The sequence below is a fragment of the Candidatus Jordarchaeum sp. genome (assembly GCF_052745115.1).
This window is the reverse complement of record NZ_JBRAKS010000040.1, coordinates 1-17,333: the sequence shown is the minus strand read 5'-3', so window position 1 is coordinate 17,333 and position 17,333 is coordinate 1. Positions and strand designations below refer to the sequence as shown.

13 protein-coding genes are annotated in these 17,333 nt (G+C 40.7%); 7 read left to right on the top strand and 6 right to left on the bottom strand.

Annotation, left to right across the window (positions count from 1 at the left end):
* The 3 genes from ACUVXA_RS04705 to ACUVXA_RS04695 all read left to right on the top strand — a co-directional run.
* A partial coding sequence (locus ACUVXA_RS04705) for a M20/M25/M40 family metallo-hydrolase (protein ID WP_445870086.1) occupies positions 1-262 on the top strand: 262 nt, incomplete at its 5' end.
* A 196-nt stretch (positions 263-458) separates the two neighbouring features.
* On the top strand, positions 459-3,326 hold the full coding sequence (locus tag ACUVXA_RS04700; RefSeq protein ID WP_445870085.1) for a cation-translocating P-type ATPase: 2,868 nt from the start codon (positions 459-461) through the stop codon (positions 3,324-3,326).
* 31 nt (positions 3,327-3,357) lie between these two features.
* Positions 3,358-4,209, top strand: a complete 852-nt coding sequence (locus ACUVXA_RS04695; protein ID WP_445870084.1) for a metallophosphoesterase — start codon at positions 3,358-3,360, stop codon at positions 4,207-4,209.
* A gap of 44 nt (positions 4,210-4,253) precedes the next feature.
* Here ACUVXA_RS04695 and ACUVXA_RS04690 read toward each other — a convergent pair whose 3' ends face one another.
* The 4 genes from ACUVXA_RS04690 to ACUVXA_RS04675 all read right to left on the bottom strand — a co-directional run bounded on the left by ACUVXA_RS04690 (position 4,254) and on the right by ACUVXA_RS04675 (position 11,388).
* A complete protein-coding gene (locus ACUVXA_RS04690) occupies positions 4,254-5,153 on the bottom strand; it encodes a succinylglutamate desuccinylase/aspartoacylase family protein (protein WP_445870083.1) in 900 nt (299 codons plus the stop codon).
* A 176-nt stretch (positions 5,154-5,329) separates the two neighbouring features.
* Positions 5,330-7,747 carry a glycoside hydrolase family 31 protein gene (locus tag ACUVXA_RS04685; protein WP_445870082.1) on the bottom strand — a complete coding sequence of 806 codons (2,418 nt, stop codon included), beginning with the start codon at positions 7,745-7,747 and terminating at the stop codon, positions 5,330-5,332.
* 143 nt (positions 7,748-7,890) lie between these two features.
* Entirely contained in the window at positions 7,891-9,648 is a 1,758-nt protein-coding gene (locus tag ACUVXA_RS04680) for a hypothetical protein (protein WP_445870081.1), read from the bottom strand.
* Positions 9,649-9,747: 99 nt separating this feature from the next.
* Complete coding sequence (locus tag ACUVXA_RS04675; RefSeq protein ID WP_445870080.1) at positions 9,748-11,388, bottom strand: M28 family peptidase; 1,641 nt, start codon at positions 11,386-11,388, stop codon at positions 9,748-9,750.
* A gap of 175 nt (positions 11,389-11,563) precedes the next feature.
* Here ACUVXA_RS04675 and ACUVXA_RS04670 point away from each other — a divergent pair, with 175 nt between their 5' ends.
* The 4 genes from ACUVXA_RS04670 to ACUVXA_RS04655 all read left to right on the top strand — a co-directional run bounded on the left by ACUVXA_RS04670 (position 11,564) and on the right by ACUVXA_RS04655 (position 15,556).
* Positions 11,564-12,664, top strand: coding sequence for a lipoate--protein ligase family protein (locus tag ACUVXA_RS04670; RefSeq protein WP_445870079.1), 1,101 nt, complete (start codon positions 11,564-11,566; stop codon positions 12,662-12,664).
* Between the two features lie 110 nt (positions 12,665-12,774).
* The gene (locus tag ACUVXA_RS04665) at positions 12,775-13,929 is read left to right on the top strand and encodes a uroporphyrinogen decarboxylase family protein (RefSeq protein WP_445870087.1); all 1,155 of its coding nucleotides are present in this window, start codon (positions 12,775-12,777) and stop codon (positions 13,927-13,929) included.
* Between the two features lie 4 nt (positions 13,930-13,933).
* The gene (locus ACUVXA_RS04660) at positions 13,934-14,572 is read left to right on the top strand and encodes a cobalamin B12-binding domain-containing protein (protein WP_445870078.1); all 639 of its coding nucleotides are present in this window, start codon (positions 13,934-13,936) and stop codon (positions 14,570-14,572) included.
* Positions 14,573-15,274: 702 nt separating this feature from the next.
* Positions 15,275-15,556: a hypothetical protein gene (locus tag ACUVXA_RS04655; protein WP_445870077.1), complete on the top strand. Its 282-nt coding sequence runs from the start codon at positions 15,275-15,277 to the stop codon at positions 15,554-15,556.
* 282 nt (positions 15,557-15,838) lie between these two features.
* Here the strand turns inward: ACUVXA_RS04655 and ACUVXA_RS04650 are convergent, their stop codons facing one another.
* The gene (locus ACUVXA_RS04650; RefSeq protein WP_445870076.1) at positions 15,839-16,489 is read right to left on the bottom strand and encodes a DUF998 domain-containing protein; all 651 of its coding nucleotides are present in this window, start codon (positions 16,487-16,489) and stop codon (positions 15,839-15,841) included.
* A 164-nt stretch (positions 16,490-16,653) separates the two neighbouring features.
* Complete coding sequence (locus tag ACUVXA_RS04645; RefSeq protein WP_445870075.1) at positions 16,654-17,304, bottom strand: hypothetical protein; 651 nt, start codon at positions 17,302-17,304, stop codon at positions 16,654-16,656.
* Positions 17,305-17,333 lie beyond the last annotated feature (29 nt).

The window sequence follows — 17,333 nt, the reverse complement described above, 5'->3', positions numbered from 1 at the left end:
TGAAGATTCTCCAGCCCTCAAACTGGTCGAAAAATCAATTAAAAAAATTGATCCAGGTGCTAAAATTTATCAAGTATATTCCAGCGGAGGATCCGACGCAAAATTCTTCCGAGCAATAGGGATACCTACAGTACTCTTCGGACCCGGACAGCCAGAATTAGCACACAGCGCAAATGAAAGAATTATAATAGAAGATTTGATTAAAGCGGTAAAAATCTATATTACTGGCATCTTAGATTGCCTTGCACTGGATGATAAATGAATTTACTATATTTCCCTCCTCTTCCTATTTTATTAATAAAATTAGTTCAAAAATGAAACAATTCTATAAAAAATGATTAAAAATTTAATAAAAATTTTTTAAAAATAATAATAGGTATCATACCAATAATTATAAAAAGAAATACTGAATTTTCTCTCCTAAAAATTAACTCCGTTAAAGAGTAGGGGATAAATTAATGTCAGAGTGCATTTCCAAAGATGTAAAAACTACTGAGAAAGCACTAAGAACCAATCTTGAAAGAGGGCTGTCTTCTAAAGAGGCAGAGAAACGCTTAGAAAAATATGGGCCCAATATCTTGGTAAAAGAGAGAAAAATCAGCTTTCTAACTATTTTTAAGGAAGAAGTCACAGAACCCTTGATACTTCTACTAATCGGCGTTGGGGTTCTCTATAGCATTTGGGGCGAACTGAGGGACGCTATAACAATTATCATAATTATATCCCTTCTAGTTTTCGTGGAGGTATGGAATGAGTACCGGGCCAAGCGCTCAATAAGTGCTTTGCAAAGATTAGCAGCACCTACGGTTCTTGTATTAAGAAACGGAAAATTAACTGAGATTCGCACAACAGAAATAGTCCCTGGAGACGTTATACCAATGGTTGCCGGTCAACGCGTTCCTGCAGATCTGAGACTCGTAGAAACTTATGGATTATCTGCAGATGAATCATCACTCACAGGGGAGTCGGTACCCGTTTACAAGGATGCGCGACAAGTGCTGGCAAAAGAGACTGAGCTAGCGGAGAGAACTAATATGGTTTTTGCGGGTACAATTATTACTAGCGGTGAGGGTAAAGGCGTGGTCGTCGCTACGAGTGTAAATACTGAGCTGGGTAAAATCGCTGGAATATTGGAAGAGGTGAAACCGCCTAAAACTCCTCTCCAGCTTGCCATGAAGAGTCTCGTTAAATGGTTAATATGGGTTGCTTTGTTCTTCAGTGCCCTAATACCCGCTCTCACTTTTCTGAGAGGCCAACCATTGCTGGAAATCTGGATCAATCTTATCCTTTTGGGGGCTTTCCAGGGATGGGTTCCTTACTGGTTCGTGGTATACCTGTATGAACCATTGGGGTACATCAGTCTATCCACCATTCAAGGAGCGATTAACTCCTTTTTTGGTCTTAACCCGGTTCAACGAATCGAGCAGCTTATTTTGACAGGCTTATCTTTAGCTTTCGTCACGATACCCGAAGAGTTGCCCATTATAATTACTATGGTATTGGGTTTAGGAGCCTACGCTCTTTCCCGAAAGAATTCAATTGTGAGGAAACTCAAAGCAGCTGAAACACTAGGAAGCGTTACCGTTATAGCCACGGATAAGACTGGAACCATTACTCAGAACAAGATGAGCTTAAAGAGTATCTTTTCTGATGGGAATCTAACAGAAGAACTCACGCCGAAAAATTCCAATCAAATTTTGGAAGCAGGATTACTATCAAGTGAGGCATTCAGCACTATTAAAAGTGAAAAAGCGGTTTACCGAAATCCCATGAGTGCGGCAATTCTTGAAGTCGCCAAGAAAAACAAAGTTAACTTAGACCAATTACAGGAAAACTATCAGATCAAAGAGAAGTTTGTTTTTGACCGAGATCGGAAGATGGAATCCTTCATCTATCAAACAAAGAAAGACAAGGAACTATACATTTTTTCTGCCGGTGCACCAGAATCAATCATCGACCGTTCCTCAATGAAATTGGAGAATGGAAAAGAGATCGACTTCATAACGGCGGAAAAAATGAAGATCAAAGAAGTTGTATCCGAAATGGCCGGCAATGGGGAAAGATTAATCGCGGTAGCCTACAGAAAACTTTCCCAAAACGAAGAATTGAAGATGGAAAAGGTGGAAAGAAACCTAGTGTTTATGGGTGTAATGGGCTTCATCGATCCCCCGAGACCAGAGGTTAAAGATGCCATACTCTCGTGCAGAAAAGCGGGAATAAGGGTAGTGATGGTTACCGGTGACCATCCTCAAACCGCAAGAGCGATAGCCTCAAGTGTGGGAATTAGCACCGAAGCAGGAGTCCTCACTGGAGCCGATATTACCGGAATGAGCGATAGAGAATTGGAAAAAGCTGTGAAGAATATTTCGGTTTTTGCCCGAGCAACCCCTGAACACAAACTAAGAATTGTAAGAACTATTAAGAAACTGGGTGAAGTGGTCGCGGTGACTGGAGACGGAATCAATGATGCTCCGGCTCTCAAAGAGGCGGAAATCGGGGTCGCCATGGGTATTAGGGGCACTGATGTGGCTAAGGAAACTGCGGACATGGTTTTGGCGGATGATAACTTTGCAACTGTGGAAACTGCGGTGCGTGAGGGACGAAAAATGTATGATAATCTCAGAAAGGGTGTACGCTACTATCTCGGGGTAAAGGTGGCGTTGGTGGCGATTTTCATACTACCTATTCTGCTGGGTATACCCTTACCCTTCGTTCCCATTCAGATTATAGTGTTGGAGCTGTTCATGGACCTTGCTGCGTCTGGAACCTTTGTAGCGGAACCCGCAGAATTTGACGTGATGACCAGACCTCCACGTGATCCCAAGGAGCGATTTCTTACAAGAAGTCTACAGGTAAATATTTTTCTGAATGCCATATCACTGTTCGTAGCGGTTTCGATATGCTATTTGCTTGTCTACTATCAAACGTTAAACCTCACCACGGCACAGACAGCAGCTTTTGCGGCTTGGATTCTTGGACACATTTTCTTAGCGTTCACTTCGCGTTCGGAGAGAGAATCACTCCTCAGCCTAGGATTATTCTCAAATAAGGTGATGGTGGCCTGGGCGATACTTGCATTAGGTGCGCTGATTATTGCAACAGTTTTGCCCGTGTTACAGGAGGTTCTAAATCTTACCTTCATAGACCTGTCAATCTGGATTCTAGTATTTGCTGTAACATTTGTCTGCACATTCTGGCTAGAGGTCAAAAAACTGGTTCAATTCAAATTGGTTGAAAGAAGATTAAGAAAAGAAGAGAAGAGAAGAGAAGTGAAAATTAATATCTTCCCCAATTATTTCTATTTTTTTATTCAAAAATTCAGATAAACTAAAAGTTCCTATATACTTAGTGATTAGAATGAATCTGAATGTAGAACAACTGGTAAATAAACCCATGAATATTGGCGAATTGGGCGAGAAGGAAATACGAGAAATCGTTTCAAAGGTTACACCTATTCTGGAGAAGGAACCTAAACTGGTTAAATTTGACGTGGATAAAATTTTATTTGTTGGAGATACACATGGCGATCTCGAATCCACAACACCCATTGTACGCCGCTTCCTCAAAGAACAGTATGATGGAGTAATCTTTCTCGGCGACTACGTGGATAGGGGTTTAATGCAGATTGAAAACATAAACTATTTACTGGCACTTAAACTGCTTCACCCAGAAAAAGTGATTCTTCTCAGAGGAAATCACGAAACTCCCCTAGCAAATCGTTACTACGGATTCATAGACGAAGTTGCAAGCAACTTCTCAACCGAATTCTATAACGTATACTCCAAACTATTTTCCTATCTACCCTATGCTTCCTTAGTTAATGGTGAAATCCTGTGTTTGCACGGCGGTTTAGCTAAAGGTCTCGCCACAGTTAAGCAAATAGAAGACCTCCCGATAGAGGTTGAAGTCTCAAACCCTATACTTTTTCAATTACTGTGGAATGATCCCCGGGAGGGCATAAAGGGTTTTACTCCCAGTGACCGCGGTGATGGCATTTTCTTTTTTGGAAAGGATGTCTACGAAAATTTTGCAAAAAACAACAGTATAAAGTACTTGATTAGAGCTCATGAGGTTTTCAGAAACGGTTTTCACTGGTATTTTGATGATAGCATACTGAGCTTGTTCTCCGCAAAGCAGTACACAGTCCCAGTGGCAGCAAAAATAGCCGAACTAACACCTCAGGGAGATTTAACCGTAATACCGGTTTAGAGCTTAGAGCTCTTTATAATCTCACACTATAGCGATGGTTTATTTTAAATGACAGCAAAGGCAATCACCGGCACACCTGGAAAACCAACCGAGGAATCCGAATAACCCAAAACCACGCCATCCTGTAATGCTCTTATAGTATCCCTTAGCTTCCCAAAGGCGTTATATACTCTAGCCACTGATTGACCCTTTTTAACAAAATTTCCAGGCTCAATGAGAAATCTGACAACACCGCTAGCAGCGCTCAGCGGCCGATGTGAGTACCTGAGAACTTTCTCCCGAAGGAATTCGGGGATTTGATAAGTGAATTTTTCACTCATAGGTTTAACCATTCCCAGATAATCCAAAATGTTCAGTATAGATTTTACGCCATACTCTACATTTTCCTCATTAACCACATAAGACTCTCCTAATTCCAGCGTCAAGGATGGGATCCCGTGCCGATTAAAACTACCGGAAATAGTTTTTTCCATATGCTCCCTTTCATAAGCTTCTTTCTGCTCACTAACAATCAAGAATCCAGTCATTTTACTAAAAAGCTTCATTTTTTCATAAGTCTCTTTATCACTCACAACCTCCGGAGGATCTATAAACGTGTAAGGAATGGATTTTCTCCAATCATTATGAAGATCCAAAACCAGAGTGGGATTAGTTTCAATTATAGTAGTGAAGATTTTGTCCGCTATCCTTTCTGCTAAGGAACCATTTTTATTACCAGGAAAAGAACGGTTAAGATCCTCTCTGCTCAAAGTAATATGGCGAGACGCGGTCTCAAAACCAATGGGATTCATCAAAGGAAAAGCGTGAACCGAACCTTTCAAAAGAGGTTCTCTTCGCAATTTTTTAAAAATCTCTTGAATAACTACTATCCCCCCCACCTCATCACCGTGAACACAACCAGTCAGCCAAACCACCGGTCCCGGATTAACGCTTATTATTTCCATCAGAGCTAGGCGTCTTATGGATAAATCCGAACCAGTAAGAATCTTGAGAAACGAATATTTAATTTTTTGAGCTGAGTCTTGTTTTTTAATATTGTCCAGCCCCTATAATATCAATTTAATTAATTTTTAACTAATGTTTTTTATTTGCAGGGATTAGATAAGTTGGAAGTGTTAAATTACAGAATTATTTCAATGTTTTCTCTTTTTCCTCGATCTGGAATTTTTACCGTTACAATTTGTTGGTTCTCAGAATAGGTCCATCCGCTACTCTTATTTCTTAATTCGCTCTCTGGGTAAATTTCCGCCATAGTTTCTCCATTCCAGAGAACTTTTCCCGGTTTTGGTTTTATAATATTAAATTTTATTTCATAATTTCTAGGTTTAGGTTTATAATTACCCTCTCTTTCACTGATTTCAAATGTTATGCTCTTGTCAGTTTTGGAACACGTGTAGTTAACAAGCAGGAATTCTCCCTTAGTATAATTAAAACTTATGCCATCATCTTCATAATATTGCACTTTCGAGGTTCCTGACGGGTAAATGCTGAGAATTAGGGGATCTATAGGCTTCTGGTCAGAGTATTGAATCACATCCCGCATGGGAATTATGGCCCCACCCCGAACGAAGATTGGGCAGACATCTAGTGGGGTCTCTACTATTATGGGAAATCCTCCATCATGTTTTTCCCTAGTCCAAAAATTAAACCATTCTCCCTCAGGTAGGTAAACAATACGATTATGAGTCCCCTGGTAAACGATTGGCGCAACCAGTAACCAGTCTCCAAACATAAATTGTCGTTCAGATATATTTCCATCTGGAGTGTACTCTAACACAAATGCATCATTAGGAAAGTCAATAAACATTGCGCGCATAACCGGAATTCCATTTTTAGAAGCTTGGTAGAAGCAGTTATAGATGTAGGGGAGCAGCTGATAACGTAGTTCTATGTATTTACGACTAATGTTTTCAACTTCTTCTCCAAAGGACCATGGTTCCTGGTCGCCTGTTCCAATCATAGTGTGGGTTCTACAGAAGGGGTAAAACACTCCGATCTGAATCCATCGGGCGTAAAGTTCTGGTGTAGGGTTTCTTCGGAATCCTCCAATGTCAACCCCCACAAAGGGTTCTCCTGAAATTCCGATGTTTAGGCACATGGGTATTGTTAAACGTAGATGCTCCCAGCTACTCTCATTATCACCGGTCCACACTGCAGCGTAGCGCTGAATCCCGGAGAAACCGGATCTGGACAAGACGAATGGGCGGGTATTTGGCTGTAGGCGAAGTAATCCCTCATAGATGGCTCGGGCCATCTGCAGACCATAAACATTATGAAATTCTCTATGATCAGTTATTCTTCCATCAATATCGTGAACCACATCCAGAGGAAAAGTTTTCTTAATACCCGTTATTGATGGTTCACCCATATCCGACCAGATACCAGCGATGCCGACATCCAAATAATCCTTATAAAGACCTCCCCACCACTCTCGAGTTCTAGAATTGGCAAAGTCTGGAAAGTAGCACTCTGGCGGCCATTGGGCTCCCACAAATAGTTTTCCGTCTGGAAGGCGGACAAAGTGATTACCAGCTAACCCCTGGTCACAAACATGGTATCCCTTATCGACTTTTATACCGGGGAAATTACTCACCACCACTCGGAATCCTTGTTCACGAAGATCGGAAATTAGCTTCTTTGGGTTGGGGAACCTACTCTTATCCCAGGTGAATGCTCGATACTCGTTTGTATAATCTAAATCTAACCATATGACATCGCAAGGGATTCTGCGTTTCCTAAACTCGTCTGCTATTTGGCGAACCCTGCTTTCTGGATAATAACTCCAGCGACACTGATGATAAGCCAGCGACCACAAGGGGGGAAGAGGCATTCTCCCCGTCAACTCAGCGTAACTGGAAATAACCTTTTTCGGTTCAGGACCGTAGATAAAATAATAGTCCATGGGTCCATCAGAGGCTCCAAATGAATAGTAATCCGCAGACTCTTTACCCATGTCAAAAGATGAGCGATAAGTGTTGTCGAAAAAGATTCCGTAACTTCTCCCATCTTTAAAAGCCAAAAAGAAGGGAAAAGATTCGTAGAGAGGATCACTAGGAGTATAGTGATAAATGAAATCGGTATTCCACATGGTGAGTGCCTGTTCACGCTTATCAAGAGGACCAGCTTTCTCTCCAAATCCAAAGTAATATTCTCCCTCTGGCATCTCCTTCCAGCAACGCACCTGCTGTCCATCCCAACCCATACCCTTAGCAACATCGTCACGGTTAATTAATAATCCATCGGCCGAGTGGAACTCCAATCGGCAGGGATTCTTAAAAATTCGTAATTCCAAATCCTCGGTGGAGATCTTAAGAAAGTTCGGCTGCTCACTGAGTTCAAATTTGGGAATTGGTTTCTCCTGCTTAACTATTGCCCAGGAATCTCTTTTGATTTGATTAGGGGTTATAAGATGCACGCGAATAATATTAGAACTCATAATTGTGATTTCTGCTCTTAGTTCTCCACAATCAATCTCTAAAATATTGTCTTTCAAATTATAATTTTGTATTGATCCAATAGATATCCACTGTTTTCTCAATATAGTTCCACACCCCAGCACAAATCTAAAATTTCATAAATAAAAATTTAATATGTTTAACCTTAAATGTAAAAGCTATCTAATAAAATTTTCATCCAGAATTTTAGGGGTCTGATTTTTCGAACTTATGATTTTGGATTTTTTTACTCGTATCGAATCATTTTCGACATCCCAAAGCGAAGTGAAAAATAGGCCGCAAAAATTCCTATTGTGATTGCTATTAGGACTCCGATTCCCGTCGAAATCATAGGGCACACTGAGAATATTGACAAAAGAAGATTAGAAATGTATGGAAAGATTTGAAGTATACCTCCCAGAGTGGAGTAGGAACCGATCACGTTTAGCACCCACGGATAAACTGCGAATAATAACATTAGCCCCCCTATTAGTGCCACTATGCCTCCGATTAAGGTGGAATTTAATAAGTGCCCTCCACTCTCTTCCTGTAGAACCGGGCGCGCACTGTATATTCCTAACGCTACTGCACAACTTATAATCACCATAAAGAGCATCACCGGAACCACAATGTGGATGCCTGGACTCTGGTTTCCTAAAACTAACTGAAAAATTATTCCCGAAATCAAACCCAGTGGTAATCCTAATATGAGCATTTCTACAAACTTGGAGAGAACCAACATGTTAATGCCGTTGGGGGCCTTTTTATAGGTTAATAGGAGGAGTTTCCCCTTAACCGTCATCTGAGTCGCCTCGATTTGACCAATCATTGTACCCACCATTATAATGAAAAGAAAAGCTATGCCCGGTGAGATCAGGAGGCTAATGGGATCGTTATTTGAATAGAAACTTGAAACCAGTCTGGTTACTGCGAAGAAATACAGTATTATTGGGAAGAGAAAAACGGTTATAATTCTGGTTAGGCTCTCAGGGTCTCTGAAAAATTCTTTTAATTGGACAACCGATAATCTGCCTAGCTTGGTGGGCAGGAGTTTTCGCAGATACTTGTAAATCCCTTCCTCTTTTATGGTAACTATTCCTTCACCGATAAGATCAAGCTGTTTAATTCTACGAACAAGTAATACTCCCATCAAAAATACCGCACCCAAAAATATTAACAGCAGAGCTAAACTGGTTAGATGATCTGGTGTGAGTAAAACTAGGTAATAAAAGATTCCCGGGTACTCGATTAGAGTTAGATTTGTTCCTGTTACGGAGTAGTAAATTATGTTTGAGGTCCAGGTTGTGGGTGAATACCACATGTTGAGGGTTGCCGTTTGGGAGCTGGAGAGAATAAAGAAAGCCAAACCAATTATGATCGCTGCGATAACAATTACCACCTTTGCCAAATCTCTGTATTTTGGAGAGCTCTGGCTTCTCAATTTTAAATAAGCAGACAGGAGCAATCCTATCCAGAGCCCGGAAATATAGAGTAAAACCACTGTTAAAGCCACGGATAAAGGAAATAGAGGACCAGGATACCCATGCTCAATTATAACCGGCAACATGGCGATGCTGAAAAACGAGAGAAATATCGGTATCGGAAACAGATTGATTAGGATTCCTCCAAAAAAAATGTCTTTGGGCCGCACTGGACTAGAGAAAAGGATATCCATATTCTCTGACCCAATTTCTCGAAGAACATTTGCTAAACCCGCAATAATGGGGAAGAAGAAGCTAAGAAGAGAAATAAACTGGCCAACCACGAGCGTTACATCAATCTGTGGGTACAGTGAGAGTATAATTGTTTCAGGAACTCCTAAAATGTATCTTAAAAGCTCCACAGAATTATTATTAAAATGAATAATATTTCCCACTTGTATTACCACTAGGAATGCAATCACTGGAATCATGATTAAAAGCGGGAGAGCAAGTGATCTGAAACTACGTATCCCCGAAGTAATTAGTCGATACTCGTTTTTGGCAATAGTGAACCAAGTAGGCATAAATTTTCCCTACCGCTACTAGTTTTTAAATCTTATTAACTCCTGAATAAAAAATCATTACAAACTAATTGCATATAAAATTATTTATGCGGGGGTAATTTAACGCGTTACCCTAGCCTTCCCCTTTGCAGAGACAATGTTCCCAAAATTATCCTTACAGGTCAGTGTAACCTCATATGTTCCTGCCTCTTTGTAAACGTGAACAGTTAACGGTAACTTGCTTGTGCTCCGGTCACCGAAATCCCAAGTACAGTCTAGCAAGATACTTTCAGGCCCGGTAAAAACCGTGGTATGAAAAACAGCCATTGTACCTTCAACCATAGGATTAGGAGTGATTGTAAATGAAATTGTAGGGACAGCAATCTCCCCCCTCCTCTTTTCTTTTGAGATTAACTCCTCCACATCGAGTAGTTTACCATCAGCCTCCTTAATATCTTGGGTTGGAGTTCGATGAATTTGGTCTATAAAATGGATGTGAGCCTTAGCTGTTCTCTCTAACTGTTCGGGGGTAAGCTTGTCAGGCGTATCATATTTAGTATGATACCAGACTGGTTTTCCTATAACAAGAATAGAGGGAACACCCGAGCGAATAAATGGTCCGAGATCACTAACCGGTAAAGATTTTGCCGACACGTAAGTTGCGGGTAACAACTGATACTTCATTGCTGCTTCCACAACATACTTTAAGAGAATCTTGTTCGCCGAGACGAAGAGACCTCTCTTTTCATCTGTACCCGTTTCCACAACCCCCCCATCAGCCTGATTATAATAGCCCTTACAGCCGAAACCATCAAGCATCACAAAGGTCGCAATTTTTGGAAACATGTCCCCGAACATCTCAGCGAACTTGTTTACCCCCAAAAAAGAGTACTCATGTCCACTCCATCCCACAAAAACCATCGTTTTATCCCTAGATTCGAGGGGAACCTTCACGTAGTGCTTAGCCAACTCAATCAGTCCCGCATTAGCGCTAGCGTTATCAACAGCCCCAGTAAAAGTGCTATCGGTGTGGGTACCAATAAGAATAATGTCCTCGGTTTTTCCAGGTAAGGTGCCAATAATGATATTACTGGTCGCCGGCTCGGTTCTCACTTCCTCAACCAGCTTTATGGTGCATTTTGCATTTCTACCGCTACATAAACTTTTCAGATATTGGCCGTCATAATTATTGACTGAAAGAGCGGGAATATTATTTTTCCACTCCTCGAATGGAGAGCCGGACATTATGTAGGCCACCGAGTCCAGTGGGGAGCCATTAGCCACCACCATGCCTAAAGCTCCATGGTGCTTAGCCAGATTCAATGAGCCGAAAACCCGCCAAGAAGCGTAGAAATTTAAAATCATGCGGGCTTCAATCAAAGCTATTTTCCCTTTCACTTCTTTTCTTTCAAAATCTTTTGCGGTCCCATATCCCACATATACTAGTTCCGCGGTAATTCCCTCCGCTCCCGTAGAGCCACTAAACCACACGGGAAATGTTTCAATCTTTTGGTCGGAAGGAATTAAGGGAGTTCCGCTAGATATTACAGTTAGCTCATGTCTATCAACCCACCAGCGGTTAAAACTGAAGGGCACAGATTGAACATCTGGTAAACCCACTTCTCTAAATTTCTGGAAAATGTAATCCTCCGCCTTTGCAGCAGCAGGCATTCCCGCTCTCCGGTAACCAAAATTACATAAATCATTTACAATACGGAACATTTCTTCTCCCGAAACATCTACAATACCCGATTCTTCCAAAAAATCAACCTCCTATTCTAAAATTTGTTCCAAACTTATTATTTATGTATTACTTATTTTCAATAAATAAAACAGATTTATGAGAATAATCACTCTTAAAAAAATTTAAATAAAAACCTAAAAAAGATTAAAGATTAAAAATTGAAAATATCATACGCTTTAAGGAGTGTAATATATGTTTAGATCAAAAGTGAAAAAGTGGAGGCTAATTGAGAGAGACTGGAGGATGCCTAAAGCGGTGGTATATGGGTACGCAAGCGCGAACTTAATGACCATGATGCCTGAAATCCCAAACACCATCTTCTCGGTTTACCCTGAGAGAAACGCTGTTTTCGTGTACTATTACTCGGACCCCTATAAAGATATGGATTATGAATACTGTAGGAGAAATGACATTGACATGATCCGGGTGGAATTTGGAGGCTCCCCATTCTGGGCAGACGCCGACTACTTCTTGCCGGGATTTATAGTCAGATGGGATGATGTACCAGATTATCCAGGTTCTCTTGAAGAACAGTACCGTATAACAATCTCCTTAATCGCTAATGAAATGAAAGAGAGGCTGGGAATATCTGCCTATTATAGACCTCTAAACGATTTAGAAGTTAATAAACGGAAAATCGGGGGACACACTCATAACATTGTTGGAAATAAGGTATGGATCGCAGCTCACGGTCCTCAGGTGAAAAAGCCGAAATTGGACGTAATGGAGAAGGCAATTCCACCACCTCCAGAAAAATTTGCAGATAAGGAGGCAAAGAGCATTAGAGAGAGAATAGGCTGGATAGAAATGTTCGCAGAGAGGGAGGTTTCTGTGAGAGAGGTAAGAGACCTTTATAATGAGGCTTTTACAAAGATGTTTGGGGTGGAAGCTGAGCCTATGGATGAAACCGAGGTAGAATTACAGGTAGCCGACCAGTACACTGAGAAGCTTACCTCAGAGGATTGGTTGCTAGCCAAAAGTGAGGAAAAACATTTTGGAGACATACCCCCCAATGTTAAGAGAACTATGAAAGCAGTAAAAATTCCGGGAGGCCCGCTGATCCGAGTTGTGGCCTTGAAGAAGGGAGACAAGATTCACGACATACTAATCACGGGCTCCATCCACTGCACCCCCATAACCCTAATAGAAGATATGGAAAAAACATTACAAGGAATAGACATAAGCGAAAGCGCGGTAAGAGCAAGAGTAGAAGCCGCGTACAAACAGGGACAGGTAGCAATAGCAAAACCAGAAGACTTCGTAAAAATAATAATGGAAGCCCTGAAAAGCTAAACAGTCTCTAATAGAGAATTTTCTACTTTTTATATATTTTTTAGACTAGAAAAGGATAAGTATGTAGTGGTTTCTTTATTTAGTTTAATATTGGTGGTTGGTGTGTTTTGATGGATTTTAGGGAGCGAGTTTTAACAGCTTTAGAATTAAAGGAACCGGATAGAGTTCCCACTCACGTCATAGCTCTTGACGCCAATAATGTAGACAAAGTTCTAGGAAAACCGGAGATTAGCGACTTCCAATTGATAGAGATGATAAAACAACAATACCCTGAGAACTACGCCGAGAAGCTCACCGAAGGATTATCTGCGATGGAAACCGAAATATTTTCTAGAATGGCTGAAGCATCATGGAAGTTGGGTTTTGACGCAATTCAGATTGGTATTATTCCCTATACCTTCAGAAATGATAAGGAATTCATAGATCCGTGGGGTAGAATCTGGGAGATAAGAAACAATGAGGAAAATGTCTTCCCCTTCTATAGAGAGGGATTCATAACCAGTCCCGAGGTTTGGGAGGAGTGGGATAAACCAGATGCGGAAAAACTAGCCGAAGAAATGTATGAATTTACCAGCCAAATTTACAAAAAGTATAATGACAAAATATTCCTAATAGGTGTTGACGATTTCATTGGAATATTTGAATCAACTTGGCAGAGTATGGGCATAGTGGAGTTCTCAAGACAGGTAATTAAGAATCCTTCTTATATAAAGGAACGCTTCGAGTTTCAAACCAACATTATTTGCGAGCTAATTAAAGCCAGCTTCGATGCGGGACTCGAGGTGTGGACCGAATCAGGAGACCTAGGCTACAAGTCGGGAACCTTCATGCGCCCGGAAGACATGAGGAAGCTTCTTCTTCCCTGCTACAAGAATATGACTAAAACCGCACACAATAAGGGTGGAAAGTGCATACTGCACAGCGATGGAAACCTGATGGGAGTACTGGACTTTATAGTGGACGCAGGTTTCGACGGATTACACAGTCTAGACCCCCAAGCAGGAATGGACCTATTAAAAATTAAGCAGCAAGTTGGAGACAAGCTCTGCCTACTCGGAAACATTGATGTCTCATACATTCTATCCCGGGGAAGCCAGAAAGAAGTAGAGGCTGCGGTCAAAAAGACCATAGAAATAGCAGGTCCCGGAGGAGGATTCATATTATCCCCAACAAACATTCACCCAGCAGTGAGACCAGAGAACCTGCGGTGGATGGTTGAAGCCGCAAAAAAGTATGGAGTTTACCCCATAGGACGAGGAGGCTGAAAATTTGGCAGATCAGTTTGAATTGATTAAAAAGAGCATACTGGAATTCGAAACCGAAAAAATTGTGGACCATATTAAAAAAGCGCTAAAATCCGGAGCCTCTCCTACCGAAATCATTGAGAAGGGAATAAGGCCCGGTGCCGAAATCGCTGGAGATAAATTTGATAAATGCGAATTTTATCTTCCAGAGCTGGTAATGGCAGGTGAAGTAATAAAGTCCGGAATCTCAATTCTTGAACCCTTACTAACGAAGGATAAAAGCAGACACAAAGGTACCGTAATAACAGCAACGGTGCAGGGTGACCTTCACGATATAGGGAAGGATTTGGTTTCAGTTATGTTAAAAGGTAACGGTTTCAAAGTAATCGATCTTGGTGTTGATGTTCCTCCTGAGAAAGTGGTTAAGGCGGTGAAAGAAAGCGACGCAGGAATCATTTGCTTATCCATTCTATTAACCCCTGCATATGAAGGACTATCAGCAACCCTAAAAGCCCTAAAGGATAATAACCTAAGGAAAAAGGTAAAAGTAGTCCTAGGGGGAGCAGCAGTTTCACTAGAAACGGTAGAACGGTATGGTGCTGACTACTATGGACATGACTCCAATGAAGCAGTAGAAATCTGTAAAAAAATAATGAGCAAATAATAATTCCAAAATCGGAATAATTACAGAAATTAATTCATATCTTCAGAACATTTCTTCCACTTTAACCCAGGTGGAATACCATCTGTAGTATTCCGGTGGATTAGCTTATTTGAGCCCCCTGTAAGTCGCTTTAGCCAGAGATAACACACATCCAAATCTTAGAAATGTGAACTGATTTCGAAAATAGAAAGAGATTGTATTAAAGGATTGCTCAAAAAAGGCACTCACACAACCCAGAAAGCATTTAGCACTCAATAATGTTCTACAGTCCTGTTAGGTTTCTTTTACACAGCATCTATATGCCCATTGTATTCACTTTGTACCCTTCTAACAACCAATTATTACCATGAATATCATTTTCATTCTCTGTCTAGAACGCTTCAGCGTATGTATGTTTTTTTAGGAGTTACGCAGTTGAGGGCTGTTTGTAGGTTAACTGGGCGTGTGGTGGCATCGAACTCTCCTCTTTTGCCTTGGATTGGTGAAAGTCAGAATTTTTAATGCACACCTTTCAAAGAAGGGTCGAAAAAAGTCCGAAATAGAAAAAGAAGGCGAACTCGGGCAATCCCATCACCAACCACACGCAAATACCCACCCAACTGCGTAAGTCCTATTTTTATACAATTCTTTTACCGCAAAAGCTTTTAACCAGATACTATATATTAATCATAATTAATTATAGAAAAGTATAGGTGAAAGGTTATGAGTGAGAAAAAAAGTTGGAAATCAGCACTTACTGCTCCAGTGAAGGACAAAAGAGTCATCGGTCTTATGGCTGTGAGAGGTTTTGGAATGTTTCTGCTAGTCACCGGCATGATAGGCATAGCCATCATCCTTGGGCCTCTAAATCATCTCATAGGAGTGGAATATCATAAGATTTTTGGAAACGTACCACTAGATTTACTACTGTGTTTCCTCCTTACCGTTGTAGGAGGCGCTATAGAGTACGTGGCAGAAGCGTTTATCAAGCATTTATCTACATAAATCTCCTACTGAGAAAATTTGCAATATCCTTAATCCTCTTAATTACATTATTTTTTAGCGTTTTTACCCGTTTCCTACGATAGTGAGCTTGTCGTTCTCTCGGTACTCTTTCGATTATTGTTTAAAGGATAATCAGCATAACCAAGGAAAATTTTGAAACATTATTCATTCACAACTCCAAATCTGAAAAATGCGAACTAATTTCGAAAATAAGAAAAAAGTATTAATAGATTTGTATAGAAAAGCTAAATTCCAAAAAAATTGCTGCGAGTTTTAAGTGTTCTAGATTTGTGTTACGTTCCTTTTGAGTAGCATCTGGATACCAACGGCGTAGACCCAGATTATAAACAGGATGGTTGTGCCCCATTCCGATAGGGGATTTCCTAGAATTCCCAGAATTATGTCTCCGATAATTACCGCTATACCCAGTTTAGCGATGCATCTTATGAAGAACTCGCTCTGATACATGGCGATGCTTGCCGTGATTATTGCCAAACCGGTTAGTGCAAAGAAGGCGAGCGAGAAAAGGCCATGTGGTCCCGGAATGTGCATGGGAAAAATTCCCACACCTATGAGGGCAATGCAACCTGCGATGCCCAGTATTGCAGCTATTCTAGCAATGATGGTTTTTTTAAGAAGTCTGCAGATTATTGGGAATATGGGAATACACAATATGCCAGTTATTATTAAGCCATAGTTGTAAATAGCCGCGGTGGGTCCAACCCCTAATTCACTGAGAAACTGGTTTGGTATGCTGTAACCGAAATTTGGAATAGGAAATACGAAGATCCAAGAAAAGAAGGGTCTCCAGGGAGAAATCGTGTAGAAAAGTACACAGGTTGATATGAAAATAACCGTAAAAGTCATCGCAACAATCGCCAGTACACCACCAACAAGTGTCATTTTGGGATTTATCTCAAATGTTTTTTTCATTTCTAAAACACCTCGTATTTAATAATCAAAACTAGATTCCACAGTATATAGCTCATTTAAATTATTATCCATAGAAATTTGATAATAACTCTTTAAAAAATTAGCTTCCAAATTGCTAAATTTTTTAACAATAAAAAAGAGGTAAAAGTATCATTTTAGGACTTTTAAACTTCAGTCACATTGCGTTTTATAATCATATGTATCCCTACTGCTAGGAGCCATAACACTATTACGAAAAAAACTGCCCACTCGGCCACCGGGTTCCCTGTAAACATGAAGCTCAAGTCAACTATAACAAAAATGATTCCTATAGCTATGTTCACCTTCGAGAAATAGGTACCTCTATACATGGCATAACTTAGTAGAACGATTGCGATGCCTATGGATGCGAAGAAGATTCCCGCGGAGATGCCGTGTCCCGCAGAATTAACATACAGTGGAAAAACACTGCTGAAACTCATAGCAATTGAAGCAATTACCCCAGACACGATTCCAATCTTAGCTATAGCTGTGCTTCTCAGGAGTCTCAACATGCTTGGAAAAACGGGAATCGCCAGAATACCGGTAATAATTACACCCACATTATACAGGAAGGCTGAGGGACCGGCACTCATTTCACTCACGTACTGATACCAAAAGTTATAACCCGTGTTAATCACTGGTATGGGAAAAGGAAGCCACATGAAGCTTAAGGGTCTAAAGGGAAACACGGTGTAGGTAACCACCGCACCCAGTATGGAAACGGTGCCTACAATTGTTGAAATAACCGCAAATAGTCCACCAATTAGAGTAACCGTTGTCCGAAACTTACCCATTTAGGACACCGCCTAAATGGTGTTCGGTT